The sequence below is a fragment of the Paraburkholderia aspalathi genome (assembly GCF_905220735.1).
Taxonomy (GTDB): Bacteria; Pseudomonadota; Gammaproteobacteria; order Burkholderiales; family Burkholderiaceae; genus Paraburkholderia; species Paraburkholderia aspalathi.
In genome coordinates this window covers 88,484-108,703 of record NZ_CAJNBA010000008.1, presented here as the reverse complement: position 1 = coordinate 108,703, position 20,220 = coordinate 88,484, and the positions used below count along the sequence as shown (strand labels likewise).

Genomic DNA, 20,220 nt, shown 5'->3' with positions numbered 1-20,220 from the left:
CTCCGGCAACTGATTGACATGACGTCGACACGTCTAGCCACCGCGCGTCTCACCGAACGCGCGTGCCAACAGGGCGATGCCCATGCCGCGCTCGCGCTGCTCGATCAGAGCATCGTCTTGCGGCACCGGCGTATCGCGTTGATCCGCTATCTCCTTGCACAGCAGTTGGGCGCGCCGCTGCAGTCGCGGCATCACGAATACGTTGAGAAGATCGCCGCTCGTTTGAGTGCGGATGCGCTCGCGCGGATTGCCGGCGCTGCGCGGGCGCGGTTGCGGCCCTAACGACGCCCTCGTTCCATCCCGATGACGTATTCCTTCTATGTGGCCGATTTATGTCGGCGTCTACTGAATACGCACTGATCGGAACGTCCACGCGGCAGCCGCCGCATCAACGAGGGCATGACATGTCTACCGTTTTTCAGCCTCGCGCGAGCGCAGCCGCCAGACTCGAACGTCTGCCGTTCTCCGGATATCACCGGACCATTTTCATCATCATCGCGATCGCGTTCTTTTTTGACTCGGTCGATCTCGGCACGATGACCTTCGTGCTCGGTTCGATCAAGAGCGAATTTCATCTGTCGAGCGCGACGGCAGGGTTGGTTGCGAGTGCGAGCTTCTTCGGTATGGTGATCGGCGCGGCGGTTGCCGGATTGCTGGCCGATCGCTTCGGACGGCGCCCCGTATTTCAGTGGAGCATGGTGCTGTGGGGGCTCGCGTCGTATCTGTGCTCGACCGCGCAGAGTGTCGAAGCGCTGATTTTTTATCGTGTGCTGCTTGGTATTGGCATGGGCATGGAGTTTCCCATTGCGCAGACGCTCCTTTCCGAATTTGTGCCTGCCAAGTCACGCGGACGACTGATCGCGTTGATGGATGGCTTCTGGCCGCTCGGGTTTATCACGGCGGGCGTGGTTTCGTACTTCGTGTTGCCGGCGTTTGGGTGGCGCACGGAGTTCGCACTGTTGGCGATTCCCGCCGTGTTCGTGTTAATTGTGCGCCGCGTCGTGCCGGAATCGCCGCGCTGGCTGGAGCATCGCGGACGCCTCGCCGAGGCGGACAAGATCCTCGCCGAAGTCGAAGTGAAGGTGATGAAAGCGGCTGGACTGAGCCAGTTGCGCGCACCGGTGATGTTGCAGGAACCGCCGGCTGCGAAGGGTACGAGTGCATTCCGCGAGATCTGGAGCGTGGCCTACCGGCGTCGCACGATTATGGTGTGGACGCTGTGGTTCTTTGCATTGCTCGGCTTTTATGGACTTACGTCGTGGCTCGGTGCGTTAATGCAACAAGCGGGCTTTGCGGTGACGAAGTCGGTGCTGTATACGGTACTGATTTCGCTCGGCGGGATTCCGGGTTTTATCTGCGCTGCGTGGCTCGTGGAGCGCTGGGGACGTAAGCCGACCTGTATCGCGTCGCTGGCGGGCAGCGCGGTGATGGCTTATGTCTACGGGCAAACCGCGCTGCACGCGCAAACGCCGACGCTGCTGATTTGCGCCGGACTTGCGATGCAGTTTTTTATGTTTGCGATGTGGGCGGTGCTTTACACCTATACGCCTGAGCTTTATGGCACGGGAGCGCGGGCTACGGGGTCTGGGTTTGCGTCAGCGATTGGACGTGTGGGCTCGTTGATCGGGCCTTATGTAGTCGGCGTGGTTCTGCCGACGTTCGGGCAAGGCGGCGTGTTTTCGCTTGGCGCGATGTGTTTTGTGATCGCTGCCGCGGCAGTATGGATCATGGGGATCGAGACGCGTGGGTTGGCGTTGGAGACCTTGGTGTCGGAAGCGGTCGAGCCGGACGCGCAGGGAGTGTTGAGTCCTGCGCGGGAGTGACGCTTACCGAGTGTCCAGTCTCGTCTGAGAATAACCGCTTACCCTCTGAGCGAACACGAAAAAAGCCGCGAAATGTTCGCGGCTTTTTTACTTCCGGTGGGGGCGGCTGTCGGTGTCGACGCGGATTAGACCGCCGCTACTTCCCGCTTCCGTGAAACCGCTCCATTCGCCACGAAGTACGGCGTCTCCACCCGCTCCAGCGCCTCCCGCCCGCGAATCCGATCGGCGATCTTCTCCGCAAGCATGATCGTCGGCGCGTTCAGATTGCCGGTTGTGATCTGCGGCATGATTGACGCATCGACCACGCGCAGCGCCTCGAGCCCATGCACGCGTCCCTCGCTATCCACCACGGCCATATCGTCATAACCCATCTTGCACGAGCACGACGGATGAAACGCGGTCTCCGCACGCATGCGCACAAACGCGTCGAGTTGCTCATCGGTGGTCAACTCCGCGCCCGGATTCAACTCACGCCCGCGATAACGATCGAGCGCAGGCTGCCGCATGATCTCGCGCGTAATACGGATCCCGTCACGGAATTCGCGCCAGTCGAGCGGATCGGCCATGTAATTGAACAGGATGCTCGGATGCGCGGCAGGATCGCGTGACGTGAGCTTCACGCGTCCACGGCTTGGCGAACGCATCGAGCCGACATGCGCCTGGAAACCGTGCATCTTGATCGCGTTGGAACCGTTGTAGTTGATCGCGACGGGCAGGAAGTGATACTGGATGTTCGGCCACAGGTCCTCATCGCGGGTACGGATGAAGCCGCCCGCTTCGAACTGATTGCTCGCCCCAATACCCGTGCCGTTAAACATCCATTCAAGCCCGATGGCAGGCTGATTCCACCATTGCAACGCGGGATACAGCGAAACCGGCTCCTTGCATTCGTACTGGATGTACATCTCCAGATGGTCCTGCAAGTTTTCACCGACACCAGGCAGATCGTGCACGAGTGGCACGTCGAGTTCGCGCAGCCACGTCGAACGGCCCACGCCTGAGCGTTGCAGCAACTGCGGCGAGGCAATCGCGCCACTGCACACCAACACTTCGCGGCGCGCATGCGCAGTTTCAGCACTACCGTGATGCAGATACGTGACGCCTATCGCACGCTTGCCGAGGAACAGCACGCGATCGGTCATGGCATGCGTCACGATGGTCAGATTCGGGCGTTTCTTCGCGCGATCCAGATAGCCGCGTGCGGTGCTGGCGCGTCGGCCGTTCGCCGTGACCGTGCGATCCATTGGGCCGAAGCCTTCCTGCTGGTAGCCGTTCAGGTCGTCGGTACGCGGGAAACCCGCCTGCACGCCGGCCTCGACCATCGCCGCGAACAAGGGATTGTTGCCCGGCTTGCTCGTCGTCACATGGACCGGGCCGTCGCCGCCGTGATACGCGTTTGCGCCGACATCGCGTGTTTCGGCTTTGCGGAAGTACGGCAGGCAATCCAGATAGGTCCAGTTTTCCAGCCCAGAACGCGTTGCCCAACCGTCGTAGTCGAGCGCATTGCCGCGGATATAGCACATGCCGTTGATCAGCGACGAACCACCGAGCCCCTTGCCGCGCCCGCACTCCATGCGTCGGTTGTTCATATGCGGCTCGGGGTCCGTTTCGTACGCCCAGTTGTAACGCCGACCCTGCAACGGATAGGCGAGGGCTGCGGGCATCTGCGTGCGGAAATCGAAACGGTAGTCGGGGCCGCCTGCTTCGAGGAGCAGCACGGTCACGTCCGCGTCTTCGGTCAGGCGCGAAGCGAGCACGTTGCCCGCTGAACCCGCGCCGACGATGATGTAGTCGTATTCGTTCGAAGCCATCGCCAACCCTCCTTAAAACACCGGTTGATACGGGCCGAGTTCGACCTGCACGGACTTGATGCGCGTGTAGTGTTCGAGCGTGGTAATGCCGTTCTCACGGCCGACGCCCGATTGCTTGTAGCCACCTACCGGCATTTCCGCGGGTGACTCGCCCCAGGTGTTGATCCAGCAGATACCCGCTTCGAGCCGATGAATCACGCGATGCGCACGCGCCAGGTTCTCGGTGACAACGCCCGCAGCAAGACCGTAAGCGGTGTTATTGGCGCGCGAGATTGCTTCGTCTTCGTCATCGAAAACGAGGATGCTCATCACCGGGCCGAAGATTTCTTCGCGCACGATACGCATGTCGTCATGGCAGCCGGTGAAAACCGTCGGCTCGACGTACTGGCCGTTGCCGAAGTGGCCTTCCGTCAGCCGCTTGCCGCCTGCGAGGAGCCGCGCGCCGTCCTGCACGCCGCTTTCGATGTAGGCGAGCACTTTCTGCAATTGCGCGGCGCTGACCAGCGGGCCGAAGTTGGTGTCGGCGTCCGTGGGTGCGCCGACGCGAATCCGCCTCACACGTTCCAGCACCAGCGCTTCGAATCGTTCCAGCACGCTACGCTGCACAAAGACGCGTGTGCCGTTCGTGCAGACCTGGCCGGAGCTGAAGAAGTTGGCGCTCATCGCGATGTCGGCGGCACGTCCGAGGTTGGCGTCGTCGAATACGAGCAGGGGGGACTTGCCGCCCAGTTCCATCGTCACTTCTTTCAACGACGAGGCGCCTGCCAGCGACATCACCTTCTTGCCCGTTTCAACGCCGCCGGTGAACGAGATCTTCTCGATGTCGGGATGTGCGGCGAGCATCGCCCCCACGCGGCCGTCGCCTTGCACGACGTTGAACACACCGGCTGGTACACCGGCTTCGGTATAAATCTCGGCGAGTTTCAATGCGGACAGCGGAGTGATTTCGCTCGGCTTGAAGATCATCGCATTGCCGGCTGCCAACGCGGGCGCCGATTTCCAGCATGCGATCTGGATTGGGTAATTCCATGCGCCGATACCTGCGCACACGCCCAGCGGTTCACGCCGCGTATAAACAAACGAAGAGGGCCGCAACGGAATCTGCTGACCTTCAATCGCGGTCGCCAACCCTGCGTAGTACTCGATCACGTCCGCGCCGGTGACGATATCGACCGCCCGAGTCTCCGCAATCGCCTTGCCGGTGTCGCGTGTTTCGAGTGCGGCGAGTTCGTCATTGCGTTCACGCAGGATCTCGACCGCGCGGCGCAGGATGCGCGAGCGCTGCATCGCCGTGAGCGCGGCCCACTCGCGTTGACCATCACGTGCCGATTGCACGGCGCGATCCACGTCCGCCGCTGAGGCTTGTTGCACGGCGGCGAGCGTTTCTCCCGTGGCGGGGTCGAGCGTGTCGAAGGTCTCGCCGCTGGTCGCGTCGACGTAGGCGCCGCCTATATAGAGACGTTGCGTTTCGAATACCGCCATGAGTTGCTCCTTTTTTCGGAAATGTTCGCTGGTCTAGTTACGTGCTTCCAGCACCAGATCGATGTATTCGTTTGCCATGCGCAGTGCAGCCTTGGTATCAAACGGCTCACCGGACAAAGCGCCACGCAGCCATAGCCCGTCGATCAGTGCCGCGAGGCCGCTCGCCGCACGGCGCGCCGCCGGACGTGGCAGCGCTTTGGAAAAATCCGCGCACAGGTTCGAGTTCAAGCGCCGCGTGTTTACGTATTGCAGCCGGCGCAATTGCGGCTTGTGCATGCTCTCGGACCAGAACGCGAGCCACGTTTTCATGACGGGGCCGCTGGTCTGCTCGGCGTCGAAATTCGCCGCGACGACCGCGCGCAATTTCGAACGTGGATCGGCCTTCGCCGCACGACGACGTCTCGACGTGGCTTGCCACAGATCGCGCAGCACGTGGCGCATGGTGGCTTCGAGCAAACCGTCCTTGTCGCCAAAATAGTGGCTGACGATGCCGGTGGAAATGCTCGCGCGCTGCGCGACCGAAGCGAGCGTCGCACCGGCGAGACCAGTCTGGTCGATGGTCAGCAGCGTTGCGTCGATCAGCTGGGCGCGGCGGATTTCGCGCATTCCAAGTTTGGGCATGGGGCTGGAGGCGGCGGGCGCAGGCCAGCCGCCCAAGTGTTCGATGGGGAATACTAGTTTTTTTATATTGAACGGTCAATCAATAAAAACCGGGTTGCATCAGCGTGGACGTGGGTTGCGCCCGGCGTGTCGGTTCCTGCCAAACCGGTGTCGTGTTCGGTACATGTCCTTTGTTTCAGCGGGCGCTACGCTCGTTGAACGGCGCGTCACGTAGAGTCCGGCGCGCCGCTCACGAGACATGGAGACAGACAAATGAGCAGCAATCGCGGCGTCGTGTATCTAGGGCAGGGCAAGGTGGAAGTTCAGTCGATCGACTTTCCGAAGATGGTCGATCCGCGTGGCCGGTCAATCGGCCACGGCGTGATCCTGAAGGTGGTAAGCACAAATATTTGCGGCTCCGATCAGCACATGGTGCGTGGCCGCACGACCGCCGAGGTCGGCCTGGTACTCGGCCACGAGATCACCGGCGAGGTGATCGAGGTGGGCCGCGATGTTGAAACGTTGAAGGTTGGCGACCTGGTGTCGGTACCGTTCAACGTCGCTTGCGGACGCTGTCCGACCTGCAAGGCGCAGCACACCGGCGTGTGTTTGAATGTGAATCCGTCGCGGGCGGGCGGCGCTTATGGCTACGTCGACATGGGTGGCTGGATCGGCGGTCAGGCCGAGTATGTGCTGGTGCCGTACGCCGACTTCAATCTGCTGAAATTCCCCGACTACGCGCAGGCGATGTCTAAAATCCGCGACCTGACGTGTCTGTCCGACATTCTGCCGACCGGCTATCACGGCGCGGTGATGGCAGGCGTGAAGCCTGGCGCTACCGTTTATATCGCGGGCGCGGGGCCGGTGGGGATGGCGGCGGCTGCATCCGCACGCTTGCTGGGCGCAGCCTGCACGATCGTTGGCGATATGAATGAGGCGCGTCTCGCGCATGCTCGCAAGATGGGTTTCCAGACCATCGACCTGTCGAAGGACGCGACGCTCGGCGAGCAGATCGAACAGATTCTCGGCAAGCCCGAAGTGGATTGCGCGGTGGACTGCGTCGGTTTCGAGGCGCACGGTCACGGCAGCAGCGGCTCGCACGAGGAAGCACCAGCCACGGTGCTTAATTCGCTGATGGAAATCACGCGTGCCGCGGGCGCGATCGGCATTCCGGGCCTGTATGTAACGGACGATCCGGGCGCCACCGATGCCGCTGCCCGCAAAGGCAGCCTGAGCATCCGCTTCGGCCTCGGCTGGGCCAAGTCGCACTCGTTCCACACGGGGCAGACGCCGGTGATGAAGTACAACCACAATCTGATGCAGGCGATCCTGTGGGACCGGCTGCCGATTGCGGATATCGTGAACGTGACGGTCGTCTCGCTCGATCAGGCCCCGGACGGTTACCGGCAGTTCGATGGCGGCGCGCCGAAGAAGTTTGTGATCGACCCGCACGGGTTGCTGAAAGCGGCTTGATGGCGCGGAAAGGGACCGCGTTCGCGGTCCCTTCAATCAGCGAGGTATTCGACTCAAGCCGCGAGCACCGGCACTGCGGCCAGCGACGGCGCCTGCTTGCGCCGTTCGCGCGTCGGCGCGGTGCCGAACGCATCGCGGTAGCTCTTCGAGAAGTGGCAAGCCGACTGGAAACCGCAAGCCATCGTGATGTGCATGATCGACATGTCGGTCTGCAGCAGCAACTCGCGGGCGCGCCGCAAGCGCAGCGTCAGATAGTAATGCGTCGGCGTCATCCCGAGATGTTCGCGGAACAGCCGCTGCAATTGCCGCTGTGACATGCCGGCGAGCCGTGCGAGTTCTTCGCGCGAAAGCGGCTCTTCGATGTTGTTCTCCATCAGCGAGATCACTTCGAAGAGAGACTTGTTTGCCGAACCGAGCCGCGCCACCAGCGGCATTTTCTGTTGTGCGCTGTTATCGCGCACGTGTTCGACGATGAACTGCTCCGCGATCTGCGTGACGCGTGCCGTGCCGACTCGCGGTGTGATCAGGTTGAGCATCATGTCGAGCGGCGCCACGCCACCCGTGCAGGTGACGCGATCACGGTCGATCACGAACAGTTCTTTCAGAAAGCGCGTGTCGGGAAACTCTTCCTTGAGCGCCGACATGTTCTCCCAATGAATCGCACACGCATAACCGGCCAGCAAGCCGGCACGCGCCAGCGCATAGGTGCCGGTGCACAGGCTGCCAAGCACGCTGCCCATGCGGGCGAAGCGGCGCAGCGCGACGAGATGGGCAGGGGTGGTGGCGCGCTGCACGTCGATGCCGCCGACCACGAACACGATGTCCGGCTGACCGACAGACTCGACCGGACCCGTATCGACCGAGAGGCCGTTGCTCGCCGTCACCGGGCCGCCTTCGGGGCTCACGATCGACCAGCGGTAAAGCGTTTGTCCAGTCAGGTAGTTCGCCATGCGGAGAACTTCGATCGCGTTGGTGAACGCGATCATCGTGAAGTTCGGCACCGGCATGAATGCAAAGTGCGACAACGACGCCGTGCGATCGGTGGACATGGGGGAAATGATTCCTTCGAATCTGTAATGTCGCGTCGCCGTGGGGAGCAGCGACTCCTGCAATTTTGAGTACTAGCGCAACTAACGTGCCATCAGGCTAAACCCTCGGTTGCGCATCAATACAGTCGGATCGCTCAACGAACAGCACCAGAACGGAGCCACCCGAGCCCACACGCGCACCCGAACTGCGCACAACGATCAGCTGCAGTGCAGCAAAAGCGCCAACCGCTAACGATCGTTCGAAACCTGCCATCGCGACTTGTCGAAAAAGGTCGCTCATGGCGGAAAAGGCAAAGAACGCGTCTGAATTCGTAAATTGGCGCGCGAGGCGAGAGTCAAGAATAGACCCAATGCAGACCGGTGGCAGCAGGGCTTCACAGCCCGATCAGCAGCCCGCTTCCGGTCCTTCGCCAACCACCCCACGGACCTTCCATGTCGAACCCGAATCCTTTCTTCGAAGAATCGCTGGCCACGCGTGACGCGGCGGTGCGCGGCGCCATTTTGAAAGAGCTGGAGCGCCAGCAGTCGCAAGTCGAATTGATCGCGTCGGAAAACATCGTGTCGCGCGCGGTGCTCGAAGCGCAAGGCTCGGTGCTGACCAACAAGTACGCGGAAGGGTATCCGGGCAAGCGCTATTACGGCGGGTGTGAATACGCCGACGTGATCGAAACGCTGGCGCTCGATCGCATCAAGCAGATTTTCAACGCGAAGTTTGCCAACGTGCAGCCGCATTCCGGCGCGCAGGCCAACGGCGCGGTGATGCTCGCGCTGGTGAAGCCGGGTGACACGGTGCTCGGCATGTCGCTCGACGCGGGTGGCCACCTGACCCACGGCGCCAAGCCGGCGATGTCGGGCAAGTGGTTCAATGCGGTCCAATACGGCGTGAATCGCGACACGATGCTGATCGATTACGAGCAGATCGAAGAACTCGCACAGCAGCACAAACCGGCGTTGTTGATCGCCGGCTTCTCCGCTTATCCGCGCGCATTGGACTTCGCACGGCTGCGCGCAATCGCCGATGGCGTGGGCGCGAAGCTGATGGTGGATATGGCGCACATCGCCGGCATTATCGCGGCCGGGCGTCATCAGAATCCGGTCGAGCATGCGCATGTCGTCACGTCGACCACGCACAAGACGTTGCGCGGGCCGCGCGGCGGCTTTGTACTGACGAATGACGAAGACATCGCCAAGAAGATCAACTCCGCCGTGTTCCCGGGCTTGCAGGGCGGCCCGCTGATGCATGTGATCGCCGGCAAGGCCGTTGCCTTCGGCGAGGCGCTGCAACCGGGTTTCAAAACCTACATCGATAACGTGCTCGCGAATGCGCAGGCACTCGGCGAAGTGCTGAAAGCGGGCGGCGTCGATCTGGTGACGGGCGGCACGGATAATCATCTGCTGTTGGTCGATCTGCGTCCGAAGGGCCTCAAAGGCAACCAGGTCGAGCAGGCGCTGGAACGCGCAGGCATCACCTGCAATAAGAACGGCATCCCTTTCGACACCGAGAAGCCGACGGTCACCTCCGGCGTTCGCCTCGGCACGCCGGCGGGCACGACGCGCGGCTTTGGCGTGAGTGAGTTCCGCGAAGTCGGGCGGCTGATCGTCGAGGTGCTCGATGCGCTGCGCGATCATCCGGAAGGCCATGCCGCAACAGAACAACGCGTGCGCCGCGAAATTTTCGCGCTGTGCGAACGCTTTCCCATCTACTAAGCACGCCTGGAGCAAACGATGAGCACTCTGCACGACAACAGCATCATCATCGACGGTCTGAACATTTCGAAGTTCGAGCGCTCGGTGTTCGAAGACATGCGCAAGGGCGGCGTAACTGCGGTGAACTGCACGGTGTCGGTCTGGGAAAGCTTCCAGAAGACCGTCGACAACATCGCCGAGATGAAGCAACAGATTCGCGAATACGGCGAGATCCTGACGCTTGTGCGCACCACCGACGACATCCTGCGCGCGAAGAAAGAGAACAAGACCGGCATCATTTTCGGCTTCCAGAACGCGCATGCGTTCGAAGACAACCTCGGCTATATCGAGGCCTTCAAGGACCTCGGCGTGAACGTGGTCCAGCTTTGCTACAACACGCAGAATCTGGTCGGCACGGGCTGCTATGAACGCGACGGCGGCCTGTCGGGCTATGGCCGTGAAGTGATTCAGGAGATGAATCGCGTCGGCATCATGGTCGACCTCTCGCATGTGGGCGGCAAGACGTCGTCCGAAGCGATCGCCGCCTCTAATAAGCCGGTGTGCTATTCGCATTGCTGCCCGTCGGGCCTGAAAGAGCATCCGCGCAACAAGAGCGATGAGCAACTGAAAGAGATCGCCGATGCAGGCGGTTTCGTGGGTGTGACGATGTTTGCGCCGTTCCTCAAGCGTGGCCCGGACGCAACCGTCGAAGACTATATCGAAGCAATCGAATACGTGGTGAACCTGATTGGTGAAGACCAGGTTGGCATTGGTACGGACTTCACGCAAGGCTATAGCACTGAGTTCTTCGATTGGATCACGCACGACAAGGGCCGTTATCGCCAACTGACGAACTTCGGCAAGGTGGTGAATCCGGAAGGCATTCGCACGATCGGCGAGTTTCCGAACCTGACGGCCGCGATGGAACGCGCCGGCTGGAGCGAGACGCGCATCAAGAAGATCATGGGTGAAAACTGGGTACGCGTGTTCGGCGAAGTCTGGAAAGTCTGATTCGCCATTCACCGAACCTGAACCTAAAAAAACGGAGCCCCCACATGCAACCCCAACTGCCTATCGACGTCGATCCGAACACCGGCGTCTGGACCACCGACGCGCTGCCGATGCTCTACGTGCCGCGTCATTTCTTCACGAACAACCATACGGCCGTCGAGGAAGCACTTGGCATCGAAACGTATGCCGAGATTCTCTACAAAGCCGGCTACAAGTCCGCGTATTTCTGGTGCGACAAGGAAGCGAAACAGCACGGTATTGCGGGCATGGCGGTGTTCGAGCATTACCTGAACCGCCTGTCGCAACGTGGCTGGGGCCTCTTCACGATCACAGAAGCCGATCCGTCCAGCTCACGTGCCCGCATTGAATTGCACCACTCGTCGTTCGTGCTCGCGCAGCCGGGCAAGGAAGGCAAGCTTTGCTACATGTTCGCCGGCTGGTTCGCGGGCGCGATGGACTGGGTCAACGACACTGCGCCTGACGGACAGCGCAAGGGTCCGCCGTCCCATTCGAAGGAAGCGCGCTGCGCGGCCGAAGGCCACGATCACTGCGTGTTCGAAGTGTCGCCGCTCGCGTCGTAAAAACGCACAAAGCCTATCCATTCCGAGGTCGATCGCGATGCGTTACCCGAACCTTTTCAAGCCTCTCACGCTGAACAAACTGACTTTGCGTAACCGCATCGTCAGCACCGCGCACGCTGAGGTGTATGCGGAACCGGGTGGTCTGCCCGGCGACCGCTATATCCGTTACTACGAAGAGAAGGCCAAGGGCGGCGTCGGCCTCGCCGTGTGCGGCGGCTCGAGCCCGGTGTCGATCGACAGCCCGCAAGGTTGGTGGAAATCGGTGAATCTTTCGACCGACAAGATCATCGATCCGCTCGCGCGGCTCGCCGAAGCGATGCATCAGCACGGCGCGAAGATCATGATTCAGGCCACGCATATGGGGCGCCGCTCGGCGTTTCATGGCGAACACTGGCCGCATCTGATGTCGCCGTCGGGCGTGCGTGAGCCGGTGCACCGCGGCAATGCGAAGATCATCGAAGTGGAAGAGATTCGCCGCATCATCACGGACTTTGCCGCGGCTGCCAAGCGCGTGAAGGATGCCGGCATGGACGGCATCGAAATCTCGGCGGCTCACCAGCATCTGATCGATCAGTTCTGGAGCCCGCGCACGAATTTCCGCACCGACGAATGGGGCGGTTCGCTCGAGAACCGCCTGCGCTTCGGCACGGAAGTGTTGAAGGCGGTGCGCGAAGCGGTAGGCGCGGATTTCTGTGTTGGTCTTCGCATGTGTGGCGATGAATTCCATGAAGACGGTCTCGATCACGAACAGCTGAAAGAGATCGCCCAGGCGATGAGCGAAAGCGGCCTGATCGATTACCTCGGCGTGATCGGTTCCGGTGCGGATACGCACAACACGCTGGCGAACTGCATGCCGCCGATGGCGCTGCCACCCGAGCCGTTCGTGCATCTCGCGGCCGGGATCAAGTCGGTGGTGAAGCTGCCGGTGATGCATGCGCAAAGCATCCGCGATGCGGGCCAGGCAGAACGTTTGCTCGCGAGCGGCATGGTCGATCTGGTCGGGATGACACGCGCACAGATCGCCGATCCGCATATGGTCATCAAGATCCGCGACGGTCGCGAGGACGAGATCAAGCAATGCGTCGGCGCGAACTATTGCATCGACCGCCAATACAACGGGTTGGACGTGCTGTGCGTGCAGAACGCCGCGACATCCCGCGAAGAAACCATGCCGCACGTGATCGCGAAGACACGTGGGCCGAAGCGCAAGGTGGTGGTGGTCGGCGCAGGCCCGGCTGGACTGGAAGCGGCGCGCGTGGCGAAGTCGCGCGGTCATGACGTGGTGCTGTTCGAGAAGAACGACTACGTCGGCGGTCAGATCATGCTGGCCGCGAAAGCGCCGCAGCGCGAGCAGATGGCGGGCATCGTGCGTTGGTTCGATATGGAAACGAAACGCCTCGGTGTCGATCGGCGTCTTGGCGTTGCGGCTGACGAAAAGACCATCATGGCCGAGAAGCCGGACATCGTCGTGCTGGCCACGGGCGGTTCGTCGTTCACGTCGCAAGTCGCGGCGTGGGGCGTCGAAGAAGGGCTCGCGGTCAGTTCATGGGATGTGCTGTCGGGCAAGGTCGAGCCGGGCAAGAACGTGCTGGTTTATGACGGCGTCAGCACGCACGCTGGCGCAGGCGTCGCGGATTTCATGTCGAGCCGCGGGTCGAACGTCGAGATCGTCACGCCTGACGTGAAGGTGGCCGACGACGTCGGCGGCACCACGTTCCCGATTTTCTATCGCCGCCTCTACGCGCAAGGTGTGATTCATACGCCTAACTACTGGCTCGACAAGGTGTACGAGGAAGACGGCAAGAAGATCGCCGTGATCCGCAACGAGTACACGGAAGAGCAGGAAGAGCGCGCGGTCGACCAGGTGGTGATCGAGAACGGCAGCACGCCAAACGACCAGCTCTACTGGACGCTCAAGCCCGAGTCGGTGAATCGCGGCCAGGTGGACGTGCACAGACTCTTTGCGTCCGAGCCGCAACCGTCGCTCAGCGAAGAACTCGGCAACGGCCGCTTCCTGCTGTTCCGCGTCGGCGACTGCATTTCCATGCACAACATCCACGGCGCGATCTATGACGCGCTGCGCCTTTGCAAGGATTTCTGACGATGAGCCCCGTGTTTGTCATCACCGTCCTGCTGTGGTTGTCGGTGGCGGGTCTGGCGTTCGCGCTCGCCAAACGCGCTGCCTACTGGCGTGAAGGCCGTGCCACGGCGGCGGGTGCGTACGGCTGGACCAATCTGCTGGCGATCCCGAAGCGCTATTTCGTCGACTTGCACCATGTGGTCGCTCGTGACCCGTACATCGCGAAGACGCACGTCGCGACGGCGGGCGGGGCGATCCTCGCGATGGCGCTGGTGTTCGTCAACTACGGTCTTGCGATCTACTCGCCGTGGCTCGACAAGCTGATCTTTCTGGCGGCGCTGGTGATGCTGGTCGGCGCGGTGTTCGTGTGGCGCCGGCGGCATGGCACGAAGGCGGTGCCGGCACGGCTCTCGCGCGGGCCTTGGGATCATCTCCCGCTGCTGCTTGGGTCGTTCGCGCTCGGGTTGGTGCTCTTCATTGCGCTGCCGGCCGCGGCGATGTCGGGTGCTTTGGCGATTATCGTCGCGTTGCTGATCGCAGTCGGCGCGTTCACGATGACCTTCGGCGCGGCTCGCGGCGGTCCGATGAAGCATGCGCTCGCCGGGTTGCTGCACCTCGCGTTTCATCCGCGTCAGGAGCGTTTTGCCGAGCGCAACGATAACGATGTCGTGCCGCCGACTGCACTGAAGGTGCCGCTCCTCGACGCGAAGGAATACGGCGTAGGCAAGCCGGTCGAGTTCCGCTGGAACCAGTTGCTGAGCTTCGACGCCTGCGTGCAATGCGGCAAGTGCGAAGCAGCGTGCCCCGCGTTTGCCGCCGGGCAGCCACTCAATCCGAAGAAGCTGATTCAGGATCTTGTCACGGGCATGGTCGGTGGCACGGACGAAGCTTATGCCGGCAGCCCGACGCCTGGCATTCCGGTCGGCAAACACGGTGGCGCGCCGGGCAAGCCGCTCGTGTCGAGCCTGATCGAAGCGGATACGCTGTGGTCGTGCACCACTTGCCGCGCTTGCGTGCAGGAATGCCCAATGTTGATCGAGCATGTCGATGCGATCGTGGATATGCGCCGCAATCAGACCTTGGTCGAAGGCAGCGTACCGGGCAAAGGTCCGATCACGCTCGCCAATCTGCGCGAAACCGGTAGCTCGAACGGCTATGACATCGGCGCGCGTTACGACTGGGCGGTCGATCTGCAAGTACAGGTCGCCCAACCGGGTCGGCAGGTGGACGTGCTATTGATCGCCGGTGAAGGCGCATTCGACATGCGCTATCAGCGCACGCTGCGTGCGCTAATCAAGGTGCTGAACCGGGCAGGGATCGACTACGCGGTGCTCGGTGGCGTCGAAACCGATACCGGCGATACGGCACGGCGCCTCGGCGACGAAGCGACCTTCCAGCAACTCGCTCAGCGGCTGATCGGCACGCTCTCGCAGTACTCGTTCCGCAAGATCGTTACCGCCGATCCGCACGTGCTGCACAGCTTGCGCAACGAATATCGCGCACTCGGCGGTTTCTACGAGGTTCAGCATCACACGGCCCTGATCGAAGAACTGGTATCGAGCGGCAAGCTTTCGCCGAAGGCGGTCGCTGCGTTCGCGGACCGCAAGATCACGTATCACGATCCGTGCTATCTGGGCCGCTATAACGGTGAGACGGAAGCGCCGCGCCGCTTGCTGAAATCCATCGGCATCAAGGTGGTCGAGATGGAACGCAATGGTATGCGTGGACGTTGCTGCGGAGGCGGCGGTGGTGCGCCATTGACTGACATCCCCGGGAAAAAACGCATTCCGGACATCCGTATAGACGACGCCCGCACGATCGGCGCCGAAATCGTCGCGGTGGGTTGCCCGAATTGCACGGCGATGCTCGAAGGCGTGGTCGGCCCGCGTCCGGAAGTGCTGGACGTCGCCGAACTGGTTGCAGCGGCGCTGGAGTAACGCCATGAACAATCTCAAACGAATCGATCCGCGCCGGCCGTTCACGATTACGGCCGATGGGCTCAGGCGCATTACGCTCGGCGTGACGGCTGTTGCCGGCTCGACGGAACTGGCGGCGCACGGCTCGACAGGGTCGGCGCATCGCGAGCACGCAAAACCGCGCCGCACGACGGCTGCAGCACAGCGCGTGCTGCTGGTGGCTGCTCACGCGGACCGCGGCGCGCTGGATGATCTCGCGCGTCAGACCTTGGCCGCCGCCGCGTTGATCGCGGATGCGACAACCGAAGTCGTACTGCTCGTATTCGGTGAGTTCAGCGGCGACGCCGCCGCGCTCGGCGCCGACAAGCTCATCGAGTTGCCGATGTTCGACCGCCGCGTTTTCGCGCCGCTCGACGAATTGAACGCACTGGCCGCGTGCGTCGCGGCCTATGCACCGGCGCATATTTTCCTGCCCGACAACGCGACCGGCGACGGCGACCTCGGTCGCCGTTACGCGGCCGCCGCGAACGCGAGTGTCGCGACGCATGTCGTCGAGATCGATGCGGCCCATGTCGCTGCTTATATTCAGACGAATACGGCATACGCCGTACGCGCGCTGCCGGAGGTCGTGTTGCTTGCACCGAACGCGGTCGATCCGAAGCTGCCGTTTTTGGGGGCGGGCGAGCGAGTGGTGTGGCGTTTCGACGGCGAACCGGCATCGTCCAAAAGCGTCGTGCGCGATCTTGGCATCGAGGAGATCGACGCCGCCCAACTCGCGCTCGAAGAAGCGGATTTCATCGTTTCGGCAGGCAACGGCGTTAGCGATGTGCCCGCGTTCGAGCGTCTTGCGGCCACGTTAGGCGCTGCGATCGGCGCAAGCCGCGTCGCCGTGGACGACGGCAAGTTCACCCGCGACAAGCAGATTGGCGCCACCGGCAAGACGGTCGAGGCGAGCGTCTATATCGCGTTCGGCATTTCCGGCGCGGTTCAGCATCTGCAGGGCATCAAGGATTGCCGGCACGTGATCGCCGTGAATCTCGACGCCAGCGCGCCAATCGCCAAACGCGCCAATCTGACCGTCATCGCCGACGCGCAGGAAACCATCGCGGCGCTGAATGAAGCCGCGGAGGCTGCACGCACGGCACGCGGCACGGGGGCTGCGCTATTGAATTCAACGGCTGTTGCGGAAGGAGCGCTTGCATGAAAATCGCCGTACTGGTTTCCGTGGGGCGGCACCCTGTCAGCGGCACGGCGCGCTACAGCCGCAACGACGCCGCCGCGCTGACGATCGCGCTCTCGCTCGCCAAAACGCACGGCGCGACGCTCGACGTGTTGCATGCGGGCGATCCGTCGAATCCGGCGCTCAAGGAGTATCTGGCACTTGGCGCGCGCACTGTCGAAGTGCTGGAGGTTCCGGCAACGCCTGAATTCCAAGGCGATGCGATAGCGCCGCTCGCCACGCGTTTGCAAGGCTACGACCTTGTATTGACCGGCACCCGCGCCGAAGGCGCCTTCGATAGCGGCATGCTGCCGTATCAAGTAGCGAGTGCACTTGACATGCCGTTGGTCGGCGCAGCGGTCGATTTGACGATTCGCGACGGCCATGCCGAAGTCCGGCAATTCATGCCGAAAGGTTTGCGCCGCCGCGTCGAAGTGCGGCTGCCGGCCTTGATCGCCGTGCATCCGATGGCCAACACGGCGCCGAGCTACGCCTATGCACGGCTGCGCGAAGGCACGATCCGTCCGGTCGCGACGGCTGCGTCCGGCCACCCGGCCACAGCCAACCCCGACGAACCCGCCTGGACGATCCGCCCCGCGACCGCCAAACCGGTGCGCCTCGCCGCAGCCGAAAAGCGCTCGGGCCATGCCCGCATGCTCTCGGCGACGACGACCGAAAGCCGTGGTGGCAGCGTCGTAATTGAAGGGAGTTCCGTCGAAAAAGCACAAGTGATTCTCGCGTATTTGCGCGAGCATCAACTCGTGGATTACTGATTTCCGGTTCGGGCCAGCATGCGACCAGGAGGGCCTGGCGCAGCGCCAGACGTGACATGCAACGGAGCACACAATGAAAGTTTCGGCAGACGTTCGCGCAATGATCGAACGCCGCAAAAAGAATCACACGCTGGAAGCGCCGTTCTATACGGGCGAGGAAATTTTCGCGCTCGACATGGAGGCGATTTTCCGCAAGCACTGGATTCAGGTCGCGGTGGAACCGGATGTACCGGAGCCGGGCGACTACATCACGGTGGAAATCGGCAACGATTCGATTCTGATCGTACGCGACGACGACATGCAGGTGCGGGCGTTTCACAACGTTTGCCGCCATCGTGGCGCACGTTTGTGCAATACGGACAAGGGTTCGCTTGGCAATATCGTTTGCCCGTATCACAGCTGGACCTACAACCTGAACGGCGATCTGATGTTCGCCGAGCATATGGGCGACCAGTTCGACCGCTGCAAGCACAGCCTGAAAGCGGTGCACCTCCAGAATCTTGCCGGTCTGATCTTCATCTGTCTCGCTGATGAACCTCCTGCCGATTTTTCCGTGATGCGCGCCGCGATGGAGCCGTACCTGCTGCCGCACGATCTCGCCGGCTGCAAGGTCGCAGCGACGATCGATATCATCGAAGAGGGCAACTGGAAGCTCACGATGGAGAACAATCGCGAGTGCTATCACTGCGTTGCGAACCATCCCGAGCTGACGATTTCGCTTTACGAATACGGTTTTGGGTATCAGCGCACGCCCGCCAATGAAGAAGGCATGGCCGCGTTCGAAGAGACTGTGGCGCGCCGTACTGCGCAATGGGAGGCGATGAAACTGCCGTCGGCGGAAATCGACCGTCTGGCGGATCTGGTGACGGGTTTCCGCACGCAACGCCTGCCGCTCGACCGCGACGGCGAATCGCAGACCATGGACGCGAAGGTGGCCTCGAAGAAGTTGCTCGGCGGCTTCGAGCAGGCCGACCTCGGTGGTCTCTCGTTCTGGACGCAACCGAATTCGTGGCATCACTTCATGAGCGATCATATCGTCAGCTTTTCGGTGATTCCGTTGTCGGCGGGCAAAACGCTGGTGCGCACCAAGTGGCTAGTCCACAAGGATGCACGCGAAGGCATCGATTACGACGTGAACAATCTCACGGCCGTGTGGCGCGCCACCAATGACCAGGATCGCGCGCTTGTTGAGTATTCGCAACGCGGCGCGACCAGCAGCGCCTATGAACCGGGTCCGTACTCGCCGTTCACCGAAGGCCTCGTCGAGAAGTTCTGCGAGTGGTACATCGGCCGTATTGCGGAATTCAGCAATGCGCCCCAAACCCATGATGCCGGCGATACGCCGGTTTCGCACGGCGAAAAAGTCGTGTCTTTCATGCGCTGAGCGCGATACCGCAACCAGGAGCGGGAGAAAATAATGATGCGCGATCAGGCGACGCTTCAGCTCAGCCCCGAGCCGGCTCCAAACCGCGAGGTGTCAAGCCGCGAAACTTCGAGCCGGGTGACGCAACCGAGGTTCTGGGAGACGTTGCCGGCGCGTTGGAACAGCGATACCGACGAGACGCTGGTGTGCTGCCAGGTCCGTCAGGAAACGCATGACGTCAAGAGCTTTTTCTTTCGCGCACCGTCCGAGCGGGCGTTCGTGTTCGAGCCGGGACAGTTCATTACGTTGGAGTTGGAGATCGACGGCGAGGCCGTGAATCGCTGCTATACGATCTCCTCGCCGCCCACGCGTCCGCACACCATTTCCATCACCGTGAAGCGCGTGCCGGGTGGCAAGGTATCGAACTGGCTGCACGACAATTTGCACGCGGGTACGCAGGTTCGTGTGCTGGGGCCGTCCGGCGAGTTCACCTGTGCACGGCATCCGGCGCGAAAACTTCTGTTCTTGTCGGCGGGATCGGGCATTACGCCGCTGATGTCGATGAGCCGCGCGCATCACGAGCTCGGCGAAGATAGCGACATTGTGTTCGTGCACAGCGCCCGCACGCCGGACGACATCATCTTCGCGCGCGAACTCGATCTGATTGCATCGAATCAGGCCAATTTCCGCACAGCGTTTGTCTGCGAGCGGGTTGGTGCGCGCACGAACTGGCCTGGTGTCACCGGGTTTCTGACCTTGCCGCTGCTTAAACTCATCGCGCCGGATTTTCTCGATCGTGAGATTTTCACCTGCGGTCCGGCGCCGTACATGCAGGCAGTCCGTCATCTGCTGGATGAAGGCGGCTTCGATCGCAGCCATTACCACGAGGAAAGCTTCTCGTTCGAGACGATCAGCGAAGTGGCCGCGCAATTGACGACCGCGCATGTCGCCGATGCGTTGCAGGCGCCCACGGCAAGCGCGGAGAGCTTTGTCGAAGCGCGTGAGCACGCGGCTGGATTTGCACCCGCGCAGGTGCCGATCACACCGGTGGAAATAGAAACGACGTTCAAGGTGAGCTTCGCCAAAAGTAATCGCGAGATCGAATGCGGCAGCGGCCAGCATGTACTCGACGCGGCGAAGAAGGCCGGCATACGGCTCCCGTCCTCATGCACGCAGGGTATGTGCGGCACCTGCAAGGTGAAGCTGGTGTCCGGTGAAGTCGCCATGAAACACGCCGGTGGGATCCGTCAGCGCGAAATCGATCAGGGCATGGTGCTGCTGTGCTGCAGCAAGCCGTTGAGCGATCTCGTCGTCGATAAGTAAGACAAGAGCGGCGCCTGGACTTTCGGTCGA

At 61.9% G+C, this 20,220-nt stretch carries 16 protein-coding genes; 12 read left to right on the top strand and 4 right to left on the bottom strand.

Annotated features, from left to right (window positions below):
* Positions 1 to 18 precede the first annotated feature (18 nt).
* Complete coding sequence (locus tag KHO30_RS32940; RefSeq protein ID WP_063499004.1) at positions 19 to 282, top strand: SET domain-containing protein; 264 nt, start codon at positions 19 to 21, stop codon at positions 280 to 282.
* Positions 283 to 404: 122 nt separating this feature from the next.
* The gene (locus tag KHO30_RS32935; RefSeq protein ID WP_211703433.1) at positions 405 to 1,823 is read left to right on the top strand and encodes an MFS transporter; all 1,419 of its coding nucleotides are present in this window, start codon (positions 405 to 407) and stop codon (positions 1,821 to 1,823) included.
* 125 nt (positions 1,824 to 1,948) lie between these two features.
* Here the strand turns inward: KHO30_RS32935 and betA are convergent, their stop codons facing one another.
* The 3 genes from betA to betI are packed head-to-tail and all read right to left on the bottom strand — an operon-like array spanning position 1,949 to position 5,737.
* Positions 1,949 to 3,634 (bottom strand): choline dehydrogenase, encoded by a 1,686-nt coding sequence (gene betA, locus KHO30_RS32930; protein ID WP_211703432.1) that lies wholly within the window; start codon positions 3,632 to 3,634, stop codon positions 1,949 to 1,951.
* 12 nt (positions 3,635 to 3,646) lie between these two features.
* Entirely contained in the window at positions 3,647 to 5,116 is a 1,470-nt protein-coding gene (gene betB, locus KHO30_RS32925) for a betaine-aldehyde dehydrogenase (RefSeq protein WP_093644451.1), read from the bottom strand.
* A 33-nt stretch (positions 5,117 to 5,149) separates the two neighbouring features.
* Complete coding sequence (gene betI, locus KHO30_RS32920) at positions 5,150 to 5,737, bottom strand: transcriptional regulator BetI (protein WP_093644449.1); 588 nt, start codon at positions 5,735 to 5,737, stop codon at positions 5,150 to 5,152.
* Positions 5,738 to 5,989: 252 nt separating this feature from the next.
* Here betI and fdhA point away from each other — a divergent pair, with 252 nt between their 5' ends.
* Positions 5,990 to 7,189 carry a formaldehyde dehydrogenase, glutathione-independent gene (gene fdhA / locus KHO30_RS32915; RefSeq protein WP_093644447.1) on the top strand — a complete coding sequence of 400 codons (1,200 nt, stop codon included), beginning with the start codon at positions 5,990 to 5,992 and terminating at the stop codon, positions 7,187 to 7,189.
* A 53-nt stretch (positions 7,190 to 7,242) separates the two neighbouring features.
* Here fdhA and KHO30_RS32910 read toward each other — a convergent pair whose 3' ends face one another.
* Positions 7,243 to 8,238 carry a GlxA family transcriptional regulator gene (locus tag KHO30_RS32910; RefSeq protein ID WP_093644444.1) on the bottom strand — a complete coding sequence of 332 codons (996 nt, stop codon included), beginning with the start codon at positions 8,236 to 8,238 and terminating at the stop codon, positions 7,243 to 7,245.
* A gap of 432 nt (positions 8,239 to 8,670) precedes the next feature.
* Here KHO30_RS32910 and KHO30_RS32905 point away from each other — a divergent pair, with 432 nt between their 5' ends.
* The 9 genes from KHO30_RS32905 (at position 8,671) to KHO30_RS32865 (ending at position 20,190) form a co-directional block, all read left to right on the top strand.
* A complete protein-coding gene (locus tag KHO30_RS32905; RefSeq protein WP_200620507.1) occupies positions 8,671 to 9,945 on the top strand; it encodes a serine hydroxymethyltransferase in 1,275 nt (424 codons plus the stop codon).
* Between the two features lie 18 nt (positions 9,946 to 9,963).
* Positions 9,964 to 10,935: a dipeptidase gene (locus KHO30_RS32900; protein WP_007177107.1), complete on the top strand. Its 972-nt coding sequence runs from the start codon at positions 9,964 to 9,966 to the stop codon at positions 10,933 to 10,935.
* Between the two features lie 44 nt (positions 10,936 to 10,979).
* Positions 10,980 to 11,516, top strand: coding sequence for a DUF5943 domain-containing protein (locus KHO30_RS32895; RefSeq protein ID WP_200652632.1), 537 nt, complete (start codon positions 10,980 to 10,982; stop codon positions 11,514 to 11,516).
* 37 nt (positions 11,517 to 11,553) lie between these two features.
* Positions 11,554 to 13,617, top strand: coding sequence for an NADH:flavin oxidoreductase (locus tag KHO30_RS32890; protein WP_211703431.1), 2,064 nt, complete (start codon positions 11,554 to 11,556; stop codon positions 13,615 to 13,617).
* Positions 13,618 to 13,619: 2 nt separating this feature from the next.
* Positions 13,620 to 15,533: a (Fe-S)-binding protein gene (locus tag KHO30_RS32885; protein WP_211703430.1), complete on the top strand. Its 1,914-nt coding sequence runs from the start codon at positions 13,620 to 13,622 to the stop codon at positions 15,531 to 15,533.
* Between the two features lie 4 nt (positions 15,534 to 15,537).
* Positions 15,538 to 16,716: an electron transfer flavoprotein subunit alpha/FixB family protein gene (locus KHO30_RS32880; RefSeq protein ID WP_211703429.1), complete on the top strand. Its 1,179-nt coding sequence runs from the start codon at positions 15,538 to 15,540 to the stop codon at positions 16,714 to 16,716.
* A complete protein-coding gene (locus KHO30_RS32875) occupies positions 16,713 to 17,504 on the top strand; it encodes an adenine nucleotide alpha hydrolase family protein (RefSeq protein WP_211703428.1) in 792 nt (263 codons plus the stop codon). The genes KHO30_RS32880 and KHO30_RS32875 overlap by 4 nt, the downstream gene beginning before the upstream one ends.
* 73 nt (positions 17,505 to 17,577) lie before the next feature.
* On the top strand, positions 17,578 to 18,888 hold the full coding sequence (locus KHO30_RS32870) for an aromatic ring-hydroxylating oxygenase subunit alpha (RefSeq protein ID WP_054038716.1): 1,311 nt from the start codon (positions 17,578 to 17,580) through the stop codon (positions 18,886 to 18,888).
* Between the two features lie 33 nt (positions 18,889 to 18,921).
* The gene (locus KHO30_RS32865; protein ID WP_211703427.1) at positions 18,922 to 20,190 is read left to right on the top strand and encodes an FAD-binding oxidoreductase; all 1,269 of its coding nucleotides are present in this window, start codon (positions 18,922 to 18,924) and stop codon (positions 20,188 to 20,190) included.
* Positions 20,191 to 20,220 lie beyond the last annotated feature (30 nt).

Bases quoted from the DNA above. Each gene is read 5' to 3' on its own strand.
- KHO30_RS32940 (WP_063499004.1), top strand. From the start codon at position 19: ATGACGTCGACACGTCTAGCCACCGCGCGTCTCACCGAACGCGCGTGC.
- KHO30_RS32935 (WP_211703433.1), top strand. From the start codon at position 405: ATGTCTACCGTTTTTCAGCCTCGCGCGAGCGCAGCCGCCAGACTCGAA.
- betA (WP_211703432.1), bottom strand. From the start codon at position 3,634: ATGGCTTCGAACGAATACGACTACATCATCGTCGGCGCGGGTTCAGCG.
- betB (WP_093644451.1), bottom strand. From the start codon at position 5,116: ATGGCGGTATTCGAAACGCAACGTCTCTATATAGGCGGCGCCTACGTC.
- betI (WP_093644449.1), bottom strand. From the start codon at position 5,737: ATGCCCAAACTTGGAATGCGCGAAATCCGCCGCGCCCAGCTGATCGAC.
- fdhA (WP_093644447.1), top strand. From the start codon at position 5,990: ATGAGCAGCAATCGCGGCGTCGTGTATCTAGGGCAGGGCAAGGTGGAA.
- KHO30_RS32910 (WP_093644444.1), bottom strand. From the start codon at position 8,238: ATGTCCACCGATCGCACGGCGTCGTTGTCGCACTTTGCATTCATGCCG.
- KHO30_RS32905 (WP_200620507.1), top strand. From the start codon at position 8,671: ATGTCGAACCCGAATCCTTTCTTCGAAGAATCGCTGGCCACGCGTGAC.
- KHO30_RS32900 (WP_007177107.1), top strand. From the start codon at position 9,964: ATGAGCACTCTGCACGACAACAGCATCATCATCGACGGTCTGAACATT.
- KHO30_RS32895 (WP_200652632.1), top strand. From the start codon at position 10,980: ATGCAACCCCAACTGCCTATCGACGTCGATCCGAACACCGGCGTCTGG.
- KHO30_RS32890 (WP_211703431.1), top strand. From the start codon at position 11,554: ATGCGTTACCCGAACCTTTTCAAGCCTCTCACGCTGAACAAACTGACT.
- KHO30_RS32885 (WP_211703430.1), top strand. From the start codon at position 13,620: ATGAGCCCCGTGTTTGTCATCACCGTCCTGCTGTGGTTGTCGGTGGCG.
- KHO30_RS32880 (WP_211703429.1), top strand. From the start codon at position 15,538: ATGAACAATCTCAAACGAATCGATCCGCGCCGGCCGTTCACGATTACG.
- KHO30_RS32875 (WP_211703428.1), top strand. From the start codon at position 16,713: ATGAAAATCGCCGTACTGGTTTCCGTGGGGCGGCACCCTGTCAGCGGC.
- KHO30_RS32870 (WP_054038716.1), top strand. From the start codon at position 17,578: ATGAAAGTTTCGGCAGACGTTCGCGCAATGATCGAACGCCGCAAAAAG.
- KHO30_RS32865 (WP_211703427.1), top strand. From the start codon at position 18,922: ATGATGCGCGATCAGGCGACGCTTCAGCTCAGCCCCGAGCCGGCTCCA.